The 16,427-nt window shown below is 51.8% G+C and carries 14 protein-coding genes and 1 pseudogene; 8 read left to right on the forward strand and 7 right to left on the reverse strand.

All coding sequences use genetic code 11. The features are described 5' to 3' along the window. Positions 1 to 17: 17 nt before the first annotated feature. The 3 genes from EDF78_RS12875 to EDF78_RS12885 form a co-directional block, all read right to left on the reverse strand. On the reverse strand, positions 18 to 1,670 hold the full coding sequence (locus EDF78_RS12875) for a dihydroxyacetone kinase subunit DhaK (RefSeq protein WP_133823216.1): 1,653 nt from the start codon (positions 1,668 to 1,670) through the stop codon (positions 18 to 20). 144 nt (positions 1,671 to 1,814) lie between these two features. Beyond that, complete coding sequence (locus tag EDF78_RS12880; protein WP_095924546.1) at positions 1,815 to 3,182, reverse strand: L-serine ammonia-lyase; 1,368 nt, start codon at positions 3,180 to 3,182, stop codon at positions 1,815 to 1,817. Positions 3,183 to 3,285: 103 nt separating this feature from the next. After that, positions 3,286 to 4,569 (reverse strand): HAAAP family serine/threonine permease, encoded by a 1,284-nt coding sequence (locus EDF78_RS12885; protein ID WP_133823217.1) that lies wholly within the window; start codon positions 4,567 to 4,569, stop codon positions 3,286 to 3,288. A gap of 582 nt (positions 4,570 to 5,151) precedes the next feature. Here EDF78_RS12885 and EDF78_RS12890 point away from each other — a divergent pair. Genes EDF78_RS12890 through EDF78_RS12900 form a run of 3 tightly spaced genes read left to right on the forward strand, consistent with a single transcriptional unit; the run spans position 5,152 to position 7,532 of the window. Beyond that, on the forward strand, positions 5,152 to 5,736 hold the full coding sequence (locus tag EDF78_RS12890) for a YfiR family protein (RefSeq protein ID WP_243839451.1): 585 nt from the start codon (positions 5,152 to 5,154) through the stop codon (positions 5,734 to 5,736). Positions 5,737 to 5,738: 2 nt separating this feature from the next. Further along, the gene (locus EDF78_RS12895) at positions 5,739 to 7,019 is read left to right on the forward strand and encodes a diguanylate cyclase (RefSeq protein WP_119822477.1); all 1,281 of its coding nucleotides are present in this window, start codon (positions 5,739 to 5,741) and stop codon (positions 7,017 to 7,019) included. A 15-nt stretch (positions 7,020 to 7,034) separates the two neighbouring features. Continuing rightward, a complete protein-coding gene (locus EDF78_RS12900) occupies positions 7,035 to 7,532 on the forward strand; it encodes an OmpA family protein (RefSeq protein WP_095925272.1) in 498 nt (165 codons plus the stop codon). 1 nt (position 7,533) lies between these two features. Here the strand turns inward: EDF78_RS12900 and EDF78_RS12905 are convergent, their stop codons facing one another. After that, entirely contained in the window at positions 7,534 to 8,406 is an 873-nt protein-coding gene (locus EDF78_RS12905) for a LysR family transcriptional regulator (RefSeq protein ID WP_095924543.1), read from the reverse strand. A gap of 102 nt (positions 8,407 to 8,508) precedes the next feature. Between EDF78_RS12905 and budA the strand changes: the two genes are divergently transcribed. Together budA and alsS are read left to right on the forward strand one after the other, a co-directional pair. Further along, entirely contained in the window at positions 8,509 to 9,291 is a 783-nt protein-coding gene (gene budA / locus EDF78_RS12910; RefSeq protein WP_133823218.1) for an acetolactate decarboxylase, read from the forward strand. 27 nt (positions 9,292 to 9,318) lie between these two features. Next, positions 9,319 to 10,995, forward strand: coding sequence for an acetolactate synthase AlsS (gene alsS, locus EDF78_RS12915; RefSeq protein ID WP_131693401.1), 1,677 nt, complete (start codon positions 9,319 to 9,321; stop codon positions 10,993 to 10,995). 30 nt (positions 10,996 to 11,025) lie between these two features. On the opposite strand, the gene EDF78_RS12920 is transcribed toward alsS, so the two are convergent. Beyond that, positions 11,026 to 11,862: an HNH endonuclease gene (locus EDF78_RS12920; RefSeq protein ID WP_208294476.1), complete on the reverse strand. Its 837-nt coding sequence runs from the start codon at positions 11,860 to 11,862 to the stop codon at positions 11,026 to 11,028. 469 nt (positions 11,863 to 12,331) lie between these two features. Here EDF78_RS12920 and EDF78_RS12925 point away from each other — a divergent pair, with 469 nt between their 5' ends. Beyond that, entirely contained in the window at positions 12,332 to 12,553 is a 222-nt protein-coding gene (locus EDF78_RS12925; RefSeq protein ID WP_095924539.1) for a hypothetical protein, read from the forward strand. A gap of 66 nt (positions 12,554 to 12,619) precedes the next feature. On the opposite strand, the gene EDF78_RS12930 is transcribed toward EDF78_RS12925, so the two are convergent. Then, the gene (locus tag EDF78_RS12930; protein ID WP_095924538.1) at positions 12,620 to 13,756 is read right to left on the reverse strand and encodes a porin; all 1,137 of its coding nucleotides are present in this window, start codon (positions 13,754 to 13,756) and stop codon (positions 12,620 to 12,622) included. Between the two features lie 630 nt (positions 13,757 to 14,386). On the opposite strand from EDF78_RS12930, the gene EDF78_RS12935 reads away from it, so the two are divergent. Next, a complete protein-coding gene (locus tag EDF78_RS12935) occupies positions 14,387 to 14,722 on the forward strand; it encodes a hypothetical protein (RefSeq protein WP_095924537.1) in 336 nt (111 codons plus the stop codon). Here EDF78_RS12935 and EDF78_RS25790 read toward each other — a convergent pair. Further along, a pseudogene (locus EDF78_RS25790) lies at positions 14,700 to 14,816 on the reverse strand (alpha/beta hydrolase); the annotation flags it as partial. The gene EDF78_RS12935 and the pseudogene EDF78_RS25790 overlap by 23 nt on opposite strands. A gap of 456 nt (positions 14,817 to 15,272) precedes the next feature. Between EDF78_RS25790 and EDF78_RS12945 the strand changes: the two are divergent. Further along, a complete protein-coding gene (locus tag EDF78_RS12945) occupies positions 15,273 to 16,235 on the forward strand; it encodes a glycosyltransferase (RefSeq protein ID WP_243839452.1) in 963 nt (320 codons plus the stop codon). The last annotated feature ends 192 nt before the right edge of the window (positions 16,236 to 16,427 follow it).

Consider the following 16,427-nt stretch of genomic DNA (forward strand, 5'->3'; position numbering starts at 1 on the left):
TTTTTGTGAAACACAGATTATTTTTTCGCCAGCGCCTCAAACACTTTTTCAACGGCCACTGCGCCCGGATCTTTCACCCCTTTCAGGCTGTTGCTGCTGAGATAAGACGATCGCCCGGCATTGGCTTTCTTCATGCTGGCCGTGTCTTTTGCCCCTTTGGCGGCGGCTTTGGCGGCCCCCTTCAGTGCATCTTTTTTGCCTAAGGCTTCCAGCGCCGGTTGCAGCGCGTCGATCATGGTGCGATCGCCGAGATCGGCACCGCCGTAATGTTTCATACGTTCAAGGCCAGACAGCAAGGCTTGCGGCAACTTCTCGCCTTCAGCGACCTTTTTACCGGCGGCGGTGAAGAAGATCGACATCAGCACACCGCTGGATCCGCCCATCACGGTTGCCAGACGATCGCCGACGACGCCCAGCAGATCCGCCACATTGTTCAGCGGCAGTTTTTTGCCTTTGTTCTGTTTCTGGATATCGCGTGCGCCAGTGGCAAATGTCGAACCGGTATCGCCGTCACCGACTTTGGCATCCAGCTTGTTCAGCTCATCTTCCAGATCAGAAAGGGTCTGGGTAATGGTTTCCACGATTTTGCCGACTTCCGCATTGGATGAGGCTTTTACGGCTTTTTTATCGCTGATTTTCTTGCCTTTTTTGGTCGCCAGTTTTTCCAACCTGACCAGCGGATGCCAGCCGGACGCTTCCACATCCGCCAGCAGGGCTTCTTCAATGCCGCCTTTGAGGGCAATCACAGAGAGCGAGAAGCCTTTCATGTCCAGCGCGCTGACCAGCGAGGCCGGGCCGATCAGATAACGGATCGAATTCCCAAGCGCTGAATGCACCACTTCTTTGGTGATCTGATTCATCTCCAGCGGCGATACGCCGCCGAGATTGTTAATCAGCACCGCCAGCTTGTCGCTTTTTTTCACATGCGCCGCAAGCTTGCTGACCAGCGTATCCACCACTTTTTGGCTGTTCTGGGTTTTCATGGTCGACACACCCGGCTCGCCGTGAATCCCTAAACCCAGCTCAACGTGGCCCGATTCGATACGCTGTTCTTCTTCATCTTCTCCGCCACCCGGCAGGCTGCAACCGGCGGCTGCCACACCGATACTGGCCGTGGCATCAATGGCCTGCTGGGCAATTTTGGTGACATCTTTCAGGGATTTCCCCTGCTCTGCTGCGTAACCGGCAATTTTATGCACCAGCGCCGTTCCGGCGATGCCGCGCGGCTGTTTGTTATCCGGCAGGGAAATGTCGTCAGAGACCATCACCAGCTCAACGTCATAGCCCATGCCTTTGGCTTTCTCAGCCGCCAGACCGAAGTTCAGCCGGTCGCCGGTGTAGTTTTTGACAATCAGCAGACAGCCCGCTTTACCGGTAACCGCCACAATCGCGCTCAGCACCGCATCGACGCTCGGTGACGCAAACACTTCACCGCACACGGCGGCGGTCAGCATACCTTTGCCGACAAACCCGACATGCGCGGGTTCATGGCCGGAGCCACCGCCGGAGATCAGGGCGACTTTTTTCTTATCCCAGTCACGGCGAACAACGACGCGGATTGCCGGATCGATGTCCAGTTTGGCCAGGTTTTTGTAGGGAGAGGTCAGGATCACCCCTTCGATAACATCGTTAATCAGAGTCTTGCGGTCATTCATAAAGAATTTAGACATGCCGGATCTTTCCTTTTAACTGTTTTCCAGGTGAAAAAAACGCTTCTACGCAGTATAGATAACCAAAAACATAACACAGGGAAAAGAACCGAAGGGGGCGAGAAAGGCGGTTTCCCGCCTTTTAGGAAATGATGTAGAAAGAAATCAATTGCATGCCAGGACTTTAATCGCGAGTCCGCCGGTTGAGGTTTCACGGTATTTTGAGTTCATGTCTTTGCCGGTTTCGTACATGGTTTCGATAACTTTATCGAGACAGACGCGCGGTTCGCTGGTGCGGCGCAGCGCCATGCGCGAGGCATTCACTGCTTTCACCGCTGAAATCGCGTTACGCTCGATGCACGGGACCTGTACCTGTCCGGCAAGCGGATCACAGGTCAGGCCGAGGTGATGTTCCATGGCAATTTCTGCGGCCATAAATACCTGCGCGGTGCTGCCGCCCAGCAGTTCCGTCAGACCGGCGGCGGCCATGGAACAGGCCACGCCGACTTCGCCCTGACAACCGACTTCTGCGCCGGAAATCGAGGCGTTCATTTTGAACAGAATGCCGACGGCGCCGGACGCCAGGAAGAAACGGCTGTAGGAATCAGGGCTGATCGGACGGATAAACTGATCGTAGTACGTCAGCACGGCCGGAATGATGCCGCACGCGCCATTGGTCGGCGCAGTGACCACACGGCCACCCGCCGCGTTTTCTTCGTTCACCGCCATCGCATACATGTTGATCCAGTCGACGACGCCCATCGGATCGACATTATTTTTATCCTGCGTTACCAGAATGCGACGCAATGCGGCGGCGCGGCGGTTGATTTTCATCGGCCCCGGCAGCAGACCTTCGGTGTGAATGCCGCGCGTGATCCCTTCACTCATCACGTTCCAGATGGCCGCAAAGTGGTCGCTGATTTCTGCCCGCGTATGGCCCGCCAGTTCGTTTTGCAGCATCAGGGCGGAAAGCGACAGACCGGTATCGGTGCAATGTTTTTGCAAATCACTGGCCGAACGGAACGGGTACGGGCGCACGACAGGATTTTCATCCTGCATGCCAAACTTGCTGGCTTCGACAATAAAGCCGCCGCCAATGGAATAGTAGGTTTGGGTGTACAGCAGTTCGTCGCCGTTGAACGCGCTGATTGTCATGCCGTTTTCGTGCAGAGGCAGATTAGTAAAATGGAAATTCATGCCGGAACCGGCCGGGAAATCCACTTCTCTGGCGCCCTTGCCTAACATCAGACGTCCGGTATTTTCCACATTGCGGATAAATGCCGGGATTGCGTCGATATCCACATCGTCCGGCATATTGCCCGCCAGCCCCATGATGATCGCCAGATCGGTATGGTGGCCTTTACCGGTCAGCGACAGTGATCCGTAAACATCGACCGCCACGCGGGTCGTTTGGGTAATATGGCCGGAAGAGATAAGTTCATCAGTGAATATTTTCCCGGCTTTCATCGGGCCGACAGTATGCGAACTGGAAGGACCAATACCGATTTTGAAAATATCGAAGACGCTGATCATGGTGGGCACTCCATGTGAAGTAAATGACGGGCAGAATAAAGAACAAAACGGAGGAAAGCAGAGCGGGAATGACCCCGCTCATTTTATTGAATACTATTAATTATTAACCAATCAGACTAAATACAATCGCTGACATGGCAATCAGACCCATAATCACCACGAACACGTTGCTGATATGGCCGCTGTATTTTTTCATCGCCGGCACTTTATGGATGGCATACATTGGCATCAGGAATAACAGCATCGCAATAATCGGGCCGCCCAGCGTTTCAATCATCCCCAGAATACTTGGATTCAGGGTTGCCACTAACCAGGTGGTTAATAACATAAAGATGCCGGTATAACGGTTCAGCATGGGCAGGGCAATTTTCTTACCTTTGCTGCGCAGGGATTTAATCACCATACCGTTGAAACCTTCACGCGCACCGAGATAATGGCCGAGGAAAGATTTGGTAATGGCAATAAAGGCAATAAACGGCGCGATATATTCAATCACCGGATTGGAGAAGTGGTTCGCCAAATAAGACAGGATAGACACGTTCTGCGCTTTGGCTTCCATCAGGTCGGCCGGAGACAGGCTCAGGACACAGCTGAAAACAAAGAACATTACGGTGATCACCATCATGATGTGGCTGAATGCCAGAATGCGCGAACATTTTTTCTCTGCCTCATCGCCGTATTCTTTGCGTTTTGCCACCGCAAAAGAAGAGATGATTGGCGAGTGGTTAAACGAGAACACCATCACCGGGATGACCAGCCACAGCGTCATCAGCATACCGTGACCCACGCCGTTACCGGACAGGGAGACGTTTTCAAACACCGACGCATTCCAGTTAGGAATAAGGTACAGCGCCAGCGCCATCAGCACGGCCACAAACGGGAACACCAGAATACTCATCGCTTTAACGATCATATCCTGACCAAAATGCACCAGCGTCATTAAACCGAGGATCAGGATCAATGAAAGTAAGGCACGCGGTGGCGCATTCATATGCATCTGGTGAGTAATAAAGCTTTCGACGGTATTGGTGATCGCCACGCTGTACACCAGCAGGATCGGATAAATCGCGAAGAAATAAAGCAGGGTAATTAATTTACCGGCTGAAATACCGAAATGCTCTTCCACCACTTCGGTAATATCTTCACCGGCATTTTTACCCGATAAAACAAAACGGGTTAATCCGCGGTGCGCGAAGAATGTCATCGGGAAGGCGAGAATGGCCATAATAATTAACGGTATTAACCCCCCGATACCGGCATTAATAGGAAGGAAGAGAACACCTGCACCAATTGCCGTTCCATATAAGCCTAACATCCACATGGTGTCAGTTTTGCGCCAGGAACTTACCGATTTTCCAGACAGCGTCCCGATTGTTGTATTATCCATGATTCCTCAGTACCTGATTATTAAAATAAGTCCGTTTCCCCAGAATGGTTGATGTTTTTTTACTGCACCCGTCATCGAAAAAACCATCCTGACGGCTAAAACATACCATTAATGCGGGCATGATACCTATCGGCAGCATAAAAATCTGGCTAACAGCGTGGCTTTGAGATCATGGTCACGAATATCCCTAAAATGTGGTCTGATATTCCTTTAAATTCCAATCCATTAACATTTCCTGCAATTTAAATTCATCAAATAGTGATTACGGTAACATTTATTTTTTGTGATATTTTGTTATCGCCGTGACTATTATTTTAATAACGGTTGAAATACCAGCAATGTGTATTATTTATCGTCGGCACGCTTAAAACAGTGCTGTTTAAAAAGCATTCAATTGTCATCCTGAATCCATTAGCGATCCTTCAGGATGCGCAGTTTTCCTGACTTGTGTAAAAAAATCGGCACAGCGCGGCAGAAGTAACGGGGCAAAAAACTTTTTATTGACGCTTTCAGAAGTATTGCCGATAAAGTTATTCTTATTCCGGAGAAACACTTTTAACGGAAGAAACACAGAGCGACTCAATGGGAAAAGCCCGATCACCTTTTTGCCCGTCAGTAAAAAATCTTATCCGCCGTTTAGTGAAGGCGGTGTACGGTTTTGCGCTGCTGATGTTGCTGCTGGTCGCCCCGCTGACGCAGGGCATCGCGGAAACCGGTGATGCCCCGACCAACGCCGCTGTCGCGCAGACCGTTAACGGCATCCTCAGCTATTCACGCTGGCCGGGCGGTACCGCGTCCCAGGCGCTGACACTTTGTATTATCCCGCCGGTGAAATACGCCGCGCAGCTCACACCCGATGGCAGTGCCTTCACCGGCCGGCCGCTTAAAGTCCTGACGCTTCCTTTCGACAGCCCGCTGCTGACGCAGTGTGATGCCCTTTATTCCGGCAGCACGACGGCGGAACAGCAGAACGATTTGCATCAGCGTCTGGAAGGCCACGCCATTTTAACCATCGGTGAGCAGGATGATGCCTGTGCATTACTGAACGCTTTTTGTCTGGTGATCACACCCGTTCATACCGGATTCAAACTGAATCTGGACACGCTGTCACGCAGCGGGGTGCGGGTGAATCCCGCCGTATTACAACTTGCCAGGGAAAAGGAGTGACCATGGAAAATAAAATTCCTGTTCCTGACACAGAGCCGCCACGCCAGCGCCCGACGCTGAGTGCCGCGCTGAACAGAATCCATGTGATTGTGATTTTGACCGCCATTGGTCTGGCCGGGTTTTTACTGACCCTGCTGGCGCTGATCGCCCTTCGCTCTCACGCGGAAAGTAATCTGCAACTGACGGCGCGCGCCATCAGTTACACCACCGAAGCCGCGCTGGTGTTTAACGACCCCGCCGCCGCCCATGATTCGCTGGAGTTCATCGCCAGAAGAGGGGATTTCACTCAGGCCAAAATTCTGACGCCTGCCGGTGCGACCTTTACGGAATGGTCGCGCCCGGTGAACAGCAACTGGGATAAACTCGGCCAGTTCGTCGGACACCTTGCCTTCCCGGAGCCGATCACCCTGCCGGTGAACCATTCCGGATCGCTTATTGGCACCGTGTGGCTGGCGGGTAATGGCGGCAGCCTGATCGGCTTCCTGCTGGAAACCGTGCTCAGTCTGCTGGGCTGTCTGGTGCTGACCGCGCTGGTCGCGCTGTATTTTTCCCGCCGGATGCAAAAAGGCATTGTCGATGCCCTCGGCCACATTACCCGCGTCACGCACGACGTCAGCGCCAACCGTTCGTTTAATTTGCGCGTACCTTCCGCGCCGATTGTCGAACTGCACACGCTGAGTCAGGACTTCAACAGCCTGCTGACCGAGCTGGAAGCCTGGGAAAACCACATGCGTAATGAGAACGTCTCGCTGACTCAAAAAGCATTGCATGATGGATTGACCGGACTGCATAATCGCGCGTTTTTCATTGATACGCTCAATCAATGCTTCAACCCGATGCGCCCGGCACTTTCACTGGCGCTGCTGTTTATTGATGTCGATAACTTCAAAGAGATCAACGACTCGCTGGGCCATGCTGCCGGTGACCGCGTGCTGATGGTGATTGGCGAACGGCTGGCGAAAACGCTGCGCAAAGGTGATGTGCTGGCCCGTCTGGGTGGCGATGAGTTTGCGATCCTGCTTGAGCCGATGAATTCCACCGCCGAAGCGGTCGCCTTTGCCGAACGCATTGTTGAGATCATGAAAACACCCGTCATCCTGCTCAATAACAAGACGCTGGATGTGTCTCTCAGTATCGGTATCGCGCTCTCGCCTTCTCAGGCCAGCAACGCGAAAGAGTTACTGGATAAGGCCGATGAGGCCATGTACCGCTCGAAAAAAATTTCCGGCAGTTGCTGGCACGTCTCTTCAGGCATGCCGCTTCCTGTCGTGATGAAAGACTAAAAGGAATTAATGACCATGAATACCTGCAACACGTTCAAGACCTGGTGTCAGTTCGCCGCTATGGGGCTGTGCATTCTGCTGCTGGCCGCCTGTCAGACCAAACCGGCGGGATTAACCCCGGAGCAGATCGCGGTGCTGCAAAAAAACGGCTTCTCGCAGACTGACGCAGGCTGGGAACTGGGGCTGGATGCCAAAGTGTTGTTTGGCAACAATCAGGCGACGTTGTCGGCAGAGAGTCAGCAGTCGGTGGAAAAACTGGCCGGTGAGCTGCTGCATGTCGGCCTGAATAAAGTCAACCTCGACGGCCATACCGACAACTACGGCGACGCCGGTTACAACCGGGATCTGTCGCTGCGCCGCGCCGATACGGTCGCCGCCGCGTTTGCTGAGGCCGGCATGCCGCGCGCCAATATCCATACCCGTGGATTAGGTCAGAGTCAGCCGGTGGCCAGCAATAAAACCCAGGCCGGACGCGCCCAGAACCGCCGGGTGTCTGTGATTATTGTGGTGTAAGTTACAACAATCCCACCAGATGCAGCGCCGCCTTGCAGTTATCCGTTCTGCGCCAGGCCAGCGCGATTTGCGTCGTTAACGTCTGCCCCGCCAGGGGCAGACAACGCACATGGGTTTCATCGATTTTACTCAGCGACGCAGGCACCAGCGCGTAACCAAATCCTGTCGCCACCATACTCAGCGCCGAGGTAATTTGCGGGCATTGCTGCCCGTAGCGCGGGGAGAATCCGGCCTCCGCACAGGCTTGTGTCACGGCATCATAAAGCCCCGGCGATAAATCGCGGGGAAAGGTGATCAGCGTATCGTGGCGCAACGCCGCCAGCCGGACGTCTTTCCCCTGACTGAGCGGATGTTTCTTCGGCAACGCCACCATCATTTCTTCGATATCCAGCACCTTGTAACTGAACTCTTTACTGCGCTCACAAGGCAGACGGATAAACGCCGCGTCGAGCGCGCCCTCGCTCATTGCCGTCATCAGCCCCGCCATGTCCTTTTCCTGTGGCTCCAGCACCATGCCCGGATACTTGTCGCGAAAGCGGTGCAGCAACGCAAACACCTGCGGATTAAACGCCGTCGAGGTCGCAAAGCCGATACGCAGCGTGCCGTTCATGCCGCGGGCCACGGCACGCGTTCTTTCCAGGGCGGTATCGGTCAGTTTGATGATGGTTCGTGCGTCGTCGTACAGCACTTTTCCGGCTTCGGTCAGCTCAACGCCGCGCGTCAGACGTTTGAGTAAAGGGGTGCCGACTTCGTGTTCGAGCCGCTGGATTTGCTGACTCAGAGGAGGCTGGGAGATCCCCAGTTGTTCGGCAGCACGGGTGAAGTGGCCCGTCTCTGCTACCGCGACAAAATAGCGCAGATGACGAAGTTCCATATCAAAAACGTCTCAAAGTGAACACCTCCTCATATTGGAACTCCGGGCGGAATGGCGTCAACCTTTAGTTAGCAAAGTTAACTATTCGAACGGAGTTCCTGCATGAAAAGCCATTCTGAGTCCTGCTCCTGCGTCGCCGATATTGCCCGCACGGCGACCGCGTTTAAACATCAGCACCCTGACCGCGTGCTTTACCAGTCGTCACTGATGAGCGCCCTGCTGAGCGGCGTCTACGAAGGCGATACCACGATGGCGGACCTGCTGGAACACGGCGATTTTGGTCTCGGCACCTTTAACCATCTCGACGGCGAACTGATCGCCTTCAACAGCAATATCTTTCAGCTGCGCGGCGACGGCAGCGCCCGCCGTGCAAAACCGGAACAAAAAACGCCGTTCGCCGTCATGACATTCTTTAACCCGACGAATGAATACGTGATTGACCGGCCGCACAGCCGCGGGCAAATCCACGAGGTGATCGACGCCGCCGTCGCCAGCCAGAACACCTTCTGCGCGCTGCGCATTGATGGCGAGTTCAGCCGCGTCGAGACCCGTACCGTGCCGGAACAGCACCGTCCGTATAAACCGATGCAGGAGGCCATTGAGGCGCAGCCGACCTTTCATATCGAACACAGCCACGGCGTGTTGATTGGTTTCCTGACCCCCGCTTATATGCAGGGCATCAACGTAGCGGGGTATCACGAACACTTTATCAATCAGCAACGCAGCAGCGGCGGCCATGTGCTGGATTATCAGGTTGAGCGCGGCGTGCTGACCTTCGGCACGGTCGAAAAGCTATTGATCGACTTCCCGCAGGACAGCGATTTCCTGCACGCCAATTTAAGTCCTGATGATTTAAATGATGCGATTCAGTCAGTTGAAAGTTAACAGACCGCAGACAGAAGGATGAAAACCATGAAAAATTCAGACAGCCAACGTGAATGGACATGCGGTGCGGACCTGGTCGTCGCGCAGCTTGAAGCCCAGGGCGTCAGACATGTATTCGGCATTCCCGGCGCCAAAATAGACCGCGTGTTTGATTCGCTGGTCGATTCCCACATCAAAACGATACCGGTGCGCCACGAAGCCAACGCCGCCTTTATGGCCGGTGCCGTGGGCCGCCTGACCGGCAAAGCAGGCGTCGCGCTGGTCACTTCCGGCCCCGGCTGTTCGAACCTGATCACCGGCGTCGCCACCGCGACATCCGAAGGCGATCCGCTGGTCGCGCTCGGCGGGGCAGTAAAACGCGCCGACCACGTAAAACAGGTGCACCAGACCATGGACACCGTCGCGATGTTCCGCCCGGTCACCAAGTATTCCGCCGAAGTCACCTCGCCTTCTGCGCTGGCCGAAGTGCTGGCGAACGGCTTTCGCGCCGCCGAGTTCGGCCGTCCCGGCGCGGCCTTTATCAGCCTGCCGATGGATATCGTCAACGAACCGGCCAGCGGCAAATTACTCACCTCGCCACCGCCGGTACTGGGCAGCGCGCCGCACGAGGCGATATTGCAGGTCGCCCAGTTACTGAAACAGGCCAAAAATCCGGTGCTGCTGCTCGGCCTGATGGCCAGCCAGCCGCGCAACGCCGAAGCCATCCGCCGCCTGCTGCACAAAAGCGATCTGCCGGTCACCAGCACCTATCAGGCGGCAGGCGTTATCGATCAGGCGTCTTTCCACCGCTTTGCCGGTCGCGTCGGTCTGTTCAATAATCAGGCCGGTGACCGCCTGCTGCGCAACGCGGATCTGGTGATCACCATCGGTTACAGCCCGGTCGAGTATGAACCGGCGCAATGGAGTAACGGCAGCGCCGAACTGGTGCACATCGACGTGATGCCCGCCGAGACCGACAGCGACTACCTGCCGGACGTCGAGCTGGTGGGCGACATCGCCGACACCCTGGATTTGCTGACGGAGCAGATCCCGCAGCGCATCGACCTGAGCGCCTCTGCCATCGCGATCCTCGAAGATCGCCGCCAGCAACGTGAACTGCTGGATCAGAAAGGCCGCAGCCTGCATCAGTTTGCGATCCACCCGCTGCGTCTGGTGCGCGCGATGCAGGACATCGTCAACAGCGACGTGACGCTGTGCGTCGATATGGGCAGTTTTCACATCTGGATCGCCCGTTACCTTTACAGCTTCCGCGCCCGTCAGGTACTGATTTCCAACGGTCAGCAAACCATGGGCGTGGCGCTGCCGTGGGCGATCGGTGCCGCACTGGTCGATCCCGGCCGCAAAGTGGTTTCGGTATCCGGCGACGGCGGTTTTATGCAATCAAGCATGGAACTGGAAACCGCCGTGCGTCTGGGCGTCAACCTGCTGCACATCATCTGGGTCGATGAGGCCTACAATATGGTGGCAATCCAGGAACAGAAAAAATACCAGCGCACCTCCGGCATCCAGTTCGGCCCGATTGATTTCAAAGCCTACGCCGACGCCTTCGGCGCCAAAGGTTTTGCCGTCACCTCCGCCGAAACACTCGAAAGCACCCTCCGCGCCGCCATGGACGTACAAGGCCCCGCCGTCGTCGCCGTCCCGGTGGATTACAGTGATAACGCGTTATTGATGGGACAGCTGGAGATGGGGCGGATTTTTTAGGGGGTGAATATACTAAAGGTTAATACGCCCTTATAAGGGCGTTTTCTTACTCGTGGCAATCATAACTTTCAGTTCATCAATCGAGAGCGTACGGTCTTTTTTGCGATGTATAACCCCATGGCAGTTAGCACAAACGGGAACAAGATCAGTATTAGGATCGACAATTTTCGATCCGCCAAACTCAGATACCGGAACAACGTGATGAATATGAATAAAGTTTTTTGCATATTCACCGTAAAAGTCACCAAAGTTAAAACCACAGGCAAAACAGGTTGTGCCATGAATAATTTTAGCGAGTTTCTTTAGCTTCTGATCTCTTTCATAAGTGGTGACATATTTGGAAGACTTCTTTCCTTCCAGATAAGAAACCAGAGATTCTTCATCCGATTCATTTTCAATATGCACAACTTCGTTTTTTATATCACTGATGATGTGGCGTGGTTCAGTGATCGCAGCGGCTACGGCTATGTCAGCAAAGACTTCTGCTGAAATCAGGCGGATACTTGAACGCCAGTAGTTAGATTTCTTACTTTCAGGGATTTGTTCATAATAATCATCCCCCTTTCGAGCAAGAACCGCTTGATCAAATTTCTGAAAGTCAGTCAGGATAGCATTGAGGTTACCTGCATCATCAGGCTCTATCCTGCTTATCCGCCCAACACCGAAGTAATGTGGAGCGTCCGATAAACGTTGGGAAGAATACTGCTTATTCTCAGACTTTAATTTCCCTTTGTAATAAACAAACCGCATCCCAGGACTTACTGACTTTTGGTATTGCTTAGGAAAATGATAAAGCTTGCCTGTTTCATCGTCCCAAGGAGAAACATCATTCTCCGTAAGCACAACGCACATTTCCTTGTTGGTCATCTACTGATACCTGTTAAGTGAATCAATAGGTTGGAAGTATAATGTGTTCTTAATCGCTTACAACTCATGTATTTGATTTTTGAATAGATTGACCACTTTTTCTCTCAAAAGACTCCGTAAATAACGTATTTGCACGTTCAGTTTTATGCTCTTTTCCAAGACATCTCGCAAAAACGAAAACTGCCTAAAAATTCCTCTCACTGTATAAATTCCCACGTATTAGACTCTCCCCACTGCGGCAAAACCCGCAGTCAGAATTAGCGTTCTGTCATTTTCTGGTACCTACAACTCTATGAAAATAGAGCCAATGTGGTACGGTCTGCACTCACCCCAATTATGGTGGCTCAGACAGTGGCTTCTCACGAAGCACCGGATCCAGAAAACCGGTAACGCTAACGCTGTTTGAGCTACCACCCCGAGGTTAGCGTCTCCAGTGGTAGCAAACTCACTATTTTCTGGAGTATTCAACATGCCTAATCTTTATGACAATACCCCGCTGGAACTGGAAGAGATCGTCGATCACTGCCGTGCGTTGTCTTATGCCATTGTGTCGCTGGATAATCCGCAGGCGAAAGATCTGCTGAGCTATATTCTGTGCGAACGGCTGGACGTGCTGTATCAGTCGCTGGAAATGCCATTCAGCGATGATGATGTCGTGGATATAGAAGTGGCGGAACCTCTGACGCACTAAGCGGATTTGCAGACATAAAAAAGCCAGCGCAGATGCGCTGGCCTGAGGATCCACGAGGCGTGTGAATTAGAAATCGTAGAAGACGGTCACCCAGGTGGCGTCTGCTTCGTCGTCGGTGGTGTGCGCTAAGGTGCGTTCCACGTAAACGGACAGGCCGTAACCGATGGTGGTACCCGCGCCCAGATAGACGTGGTTCGCGTGGTATTCTTCGCCGCCTTTCAGTTGCAGGGAATCGGCTGCAACGTATGGCTGGATAGATTTCAGGAACGGTTTGTCGATATTAAAGGTATAACCGACGAACCCTTCCACACCGTAACCGCTGCCTGCGAAGTAGTGTTCGACAGGATTTTCACGGGTGCTTGGCACGAAATCTTTGTAATAGCTGCCGGTACCGACGATGTACCAGTTATTTGGCTGCCAGGTTAATGCTGTACCGGACAACTGCTGATGATAATCTTTTTCGTTATATTGATTATCTTTAACAGTGGCGTCGGTCAGGCTGTAAGCCGCACTCCAGACTAAATCTTTGGTGAGTTTATAATCGAAGCCCAAACCACCACCGTTATTACGGCGATAATGCTGCCCTTCACCCGCCTGAATTTCATCTTCCGGCAACAGGTAGTTGGCGTATAACGTCACAGGACCAAAGTCATTGGTATATTTCAGGCTGCTTTTCGGCTTATTCGCGCCATCATAGCTGCCGTTAATACCAATACCGGTACCGCCCGCATGACCATCGTTATCCCATACGTCACTTTTAATCCCGACGACGGAATAATAAATACCGTACTGGTGACCGTAGGTTAATGTCCCGTAGCGGTCGTCCTTAAAGCCCGCATATAACTGACGCTGCGTATCGCGCTGACCCCCTTCCGGATAATGATCATTCATACCCAGCAGGTTCGCCATGTCCACACCCAGCTCGTAGTAAGCGATGATGGAGGTGTCCTGCGTCAGTTTATAATCACCACGGAAGCGGAAACGGGTGCCGCCATCGTGACCATTTTTATAATAGCCAGGCTCCGGGCCGTTATTGAAAATCCACTCAGGACGGATACTCCCGCCTACCTGCAAACTCAGCGGTGCCAGCAAAGAATTACTCTGAGGATTTTTATCTAAAACAGTAATCTCGGCTTGCGCACTGGCTGATAACGCCGACAGCACGACGCCGCCAATTAACATTGACGCTTTTAAATTGCTCATTATTACCCTGTCTTTATTATTTATGTGATGTGTGTGCGGTCTTGCGCCGCGTATAAATAATTAACATAGGTATGACGGGGGACAAAGTGAAAAATCAGAAAGTTCCCTATAAGAGAAAAATATATTTAGGATGATTATTAGACAAAGAGATTTTTAAATGTAACTCACGGAAACGGATTGTGTATTATTGCGCAAATAACTATCAACCTGCCGGGTAATTAATCTATTGTCAATCATCAGGGCGTTCACATTGAAATATTTAATAACAATTGTCTCTGCAAAATAGCATCAATAAGTAAATCATGCCAGCGTGATAATTACATCACGTGACAACCACTGCGTTTCATTAGTTATAATTTGAGTTAATTTCAATTGGTCAGAATAATATCTGGCAAACACTGTTATTAATTAACCAAATTCATTTTTTATCTCATGAATACTGTTCTGGTGGGTAATATCCCCGATCGTCAGTGAGAAATTTGCGAGACATCTTCCAGATCTGACAACAAACCACTGTAAATAAACACAGGCTATTTCTTTGATTCACGAACAGGCATAGAGTTTTCTCCGCAGCGGCAATCACCCCGCCAGTACCGGGGGCCTCGACTCACTGACAATGGAATGACTTGTATGACTGATTCAGATAACAACACCGCGTTTACCACCAACTCCATCACCGTCTTTCGCTCGCTTATGGCCGGGCTGGATTTCAGTCAATTAGAAGAGGCGCAGTTGTACGATCTGAATGCGCTGGCTTCAGAGTCGGCCGATGGCTTGTGTCAGGGGTTATTGTGCTTAAGCGAAGGGCTGGAGAACAGCGAGATAGTGCCCCCGGAAGGCATTGCGCAGGTGAGTGCTTACCTGAAAGCCTCCGCTCACCTGCTGCCTGTACTTTTTGAATTAAGCGAGCAGGCAAATTGCGGACTCGCCAAAACCAAAAAGTTTACGGTGTATCCGATGAACTGACCCTGGCGCCGATATCCCGCATCAGATTTCGTGCTGTCAGGTTGATCCCGGCAGGCTGAAAGAAAACGTGGATGACGCCAGGATAACGCTGTGCCGGGTAAAATATCCTCCCTCATCGGATATATCGTTGACACTATATACGCGATATATCCGGCCCGGCTCTTTACGACATTGTGGCGATGGGATGAAGGAAGACCCGCAGTTCGTCGATCGGTAATAACGATCAGTTCTTAGTTATTGATCTATCAAAACGATTATCTTTTACCCGCATACTCTGGTTATCCTTGGCTTTCCTTGACGCGGGATAAGGTGCTTATATTACGTACGGCTGTTGATGCAGTCGGGGCTTATTTCGTCCTGAAAACAACATTTGCATAATGCCGTTCCTGAGAGATGACATATGAAAAGGTGTACCCGATGTAATAAGAAAAGACATTTCATCGAACGGCTATTTTCTCAGGATAAAGAACTTTGTGATGATTGCTTATATGACATTCAGATCGAAATACGAGAGAAAAGAGAAGTCCCCGTCAAAAGGCATAACAATTAAATGACGCTCGCTCAGGAAAAACAATTTCAGATGATCGATGTCAGTATCATCATCCCGGTCTACAATGCGGCTGATAACCTCGCCGGATTAATCGCTAAGATCCTCAGTGAAACCCGTATCAATATTGAACTTATTATCGTCAATGACGGTTCCGTTGATGGAACCGGCAGCATTGTCCGGGATATCCGCGACAGCAGAATTATCCTTATTGAGCAGAACAATCAGGGGGTCTACGCGGCACGGAATACTGCATTAGATATTCATCGCGGCGAATGGGTAATATTTCTCGACGCTGACGATGATGTCGAAGACGGATTCATTTATGAACGCTGGCAGGCCGCCGTAAAAACCCAGGCTGACGTGGCGATTTTCAATGCCTGGCGTACAGACTCAGGATCATTCAGGGCACCGGTACATACCCGGCAACCTTACGGACAAACCTTATCCGGCCATGACTGGATACGCCACTGCGTGACGCACCGCGAATGGCCGCATTACCTGTGGCTGCAGATCATCAGATCGTCTTATCTCATGCAACATGCCCTCTCCTTCCAGGCTGGCAAGAGCCACAAAGATATCCTCTGGACCATACATCTTGCGGTCAGCAACGGGCGTTTCAGTCTGTCAGATACGAAAGATTACACCTATAAGGTGAATGCCGATTCCATCACGCACCGGCGCGATTATTATGATGTCAGGGCGCAAAGCTATATTGAGGTGATTGCCGACATCATCCGTCTGGCAAAGCGGGAGAAAAACAAAAATATCAGCCTGTTTTTATACCGGCATGCGCTGGTGGAGGCGCGGCATTTTCTGGGATTGTACAGGAATAATGTATGCGATACTTCCGGGGTAAAAATCCATTTCAGGACTGAGATATCGCTACTCAGATTATTTAAAGGAATAAGTAATACGAGTGATTTATTTTTCTTTGTGAAGCTAAGCTGGAAGCTCCTGACATAACATCAGTTAGGTTTTTCCATTATTCATTAGCCTGCATGTAATCACTCAGAACTTTCACACCCATCATGAAATATCCTAATTACCGCCTCCCTGACATTTGATTATGAAATACTTTTGGGTGACACAACCCGCTTTAATGCGTCGCCAGCTTGTGCTATTTTTTCTGCTCCCCGGAAAGGATTTTCTGAAAAA

This window comes from Rahnella sp. BIGb0236, assembly GCF_004364755.1.
Lineage (GTDB): Bacteria > Pseudomonadota > Gammaproteobacteria > Enterobacterales > Enterobacteriaceae > Rahnella > Rahnella victoriana.

Excerpts from the sequence above, each read along its gene's own strand:
- EDF78_RS12875 (WP_133823216.1), bottom strand. The coding sequence starts at position 1,670 with ATGTCTAAATTCTTTATGAATGACCGCAAGACTCTGATTAACGATGTT.
- EDF78_RS12880 (WP_095924546.1), bottom strand. The coding sequence starts at position 3,182 with ATGATCAGCGTCTTCGATATTTTCAAAATCGGTATTGGTCCTTCCAGT.
- EDF78_RS12885 (WP_133823217.1), bottom strand. The coding sequence starts at position 4,569 with ATGGATAATACAACAATCGGGACGCTGTCTGGAAAATCGGTAAGTTCC.
- EDF78_RS12890 (WP_243839451.1), top strand. The coding sequence starts at position 5,152 with ATGGGAAAAGCCCGATCACCTTTTTGCCCGTCAGTAAAAAATCTTATC.
- EDF78_RS12895 (WP_119822477.1), top strand. The coding sequence starts at position 5,739 with ATGGAAAATAAAATTCCTGTTCCTGACACAGAGCCGCCACGCCAGCGC.
- EDF78_RS12900 (WP_095925272.1), top strand. The coding sequence starts at position 7,035 with ATGAATACCTGCAACACGTTCAAGACCTGGTGTCAGTTCGCCGCTATG.
- EDF78_RS12905 (WP_095924543.1), bottom strand. The coding sequence starts at position 8,406 with ATGGAACTTCGTCATCTGCGCTATTTTGTCGCGGTAGCAGAGACGGGC.
- budA (WP_133823218.1), top strand. The coding sequence starts at position 8,509 with ATGAAAAGCCATTCTGAGTCCTGCTCCTGCGTCGCCGATATTGCCCGC.
- alsS (WP_131693401.1), top strand. The coding sequence starts at position 9,319 with ATGAAAAATTCAGACAGCCAACGTGAATGGACATGCGGTGCGGACCTG.
- EDF78_RS12920 (WP_208294476.1), bottom strand. The coding sequence starts at position 11,862 with ATGACCAACAAGGAAATGTGCGTTGTGCTTACGGAGAATGATGTTTCT.
- EDF78_RS12925 (WP_095924539.1), top strand. The coding sequence starts at position 12,332 with ATGCCTAATCTTTATGACAATACCCCGCTGGAACTGGAAGAGATCGTC.
- EDF78_RS12930 (WP_095924538.1), bottom strand. The coding sequence starts at position 13,756 with ATGAGCAATTTAAAAGCGTCAATGTTAATTGGCGGCGTCGTGCTGTCG.
- EDF78_RS12935 (WP_095924537.1), top strand. The coding sequence starts at position 14,387 with ATGACTGATTCAGATAACAACACCGCGTTTACCACCAACTCCATCACC.
- EDF78_RS12945 (WP_243839452.1), top strand. The coding sequence starts at position 15,273 with ATGACGCTCGCTCAGGAAAAACAATTTCAGATGATCGATGTCAGTATC.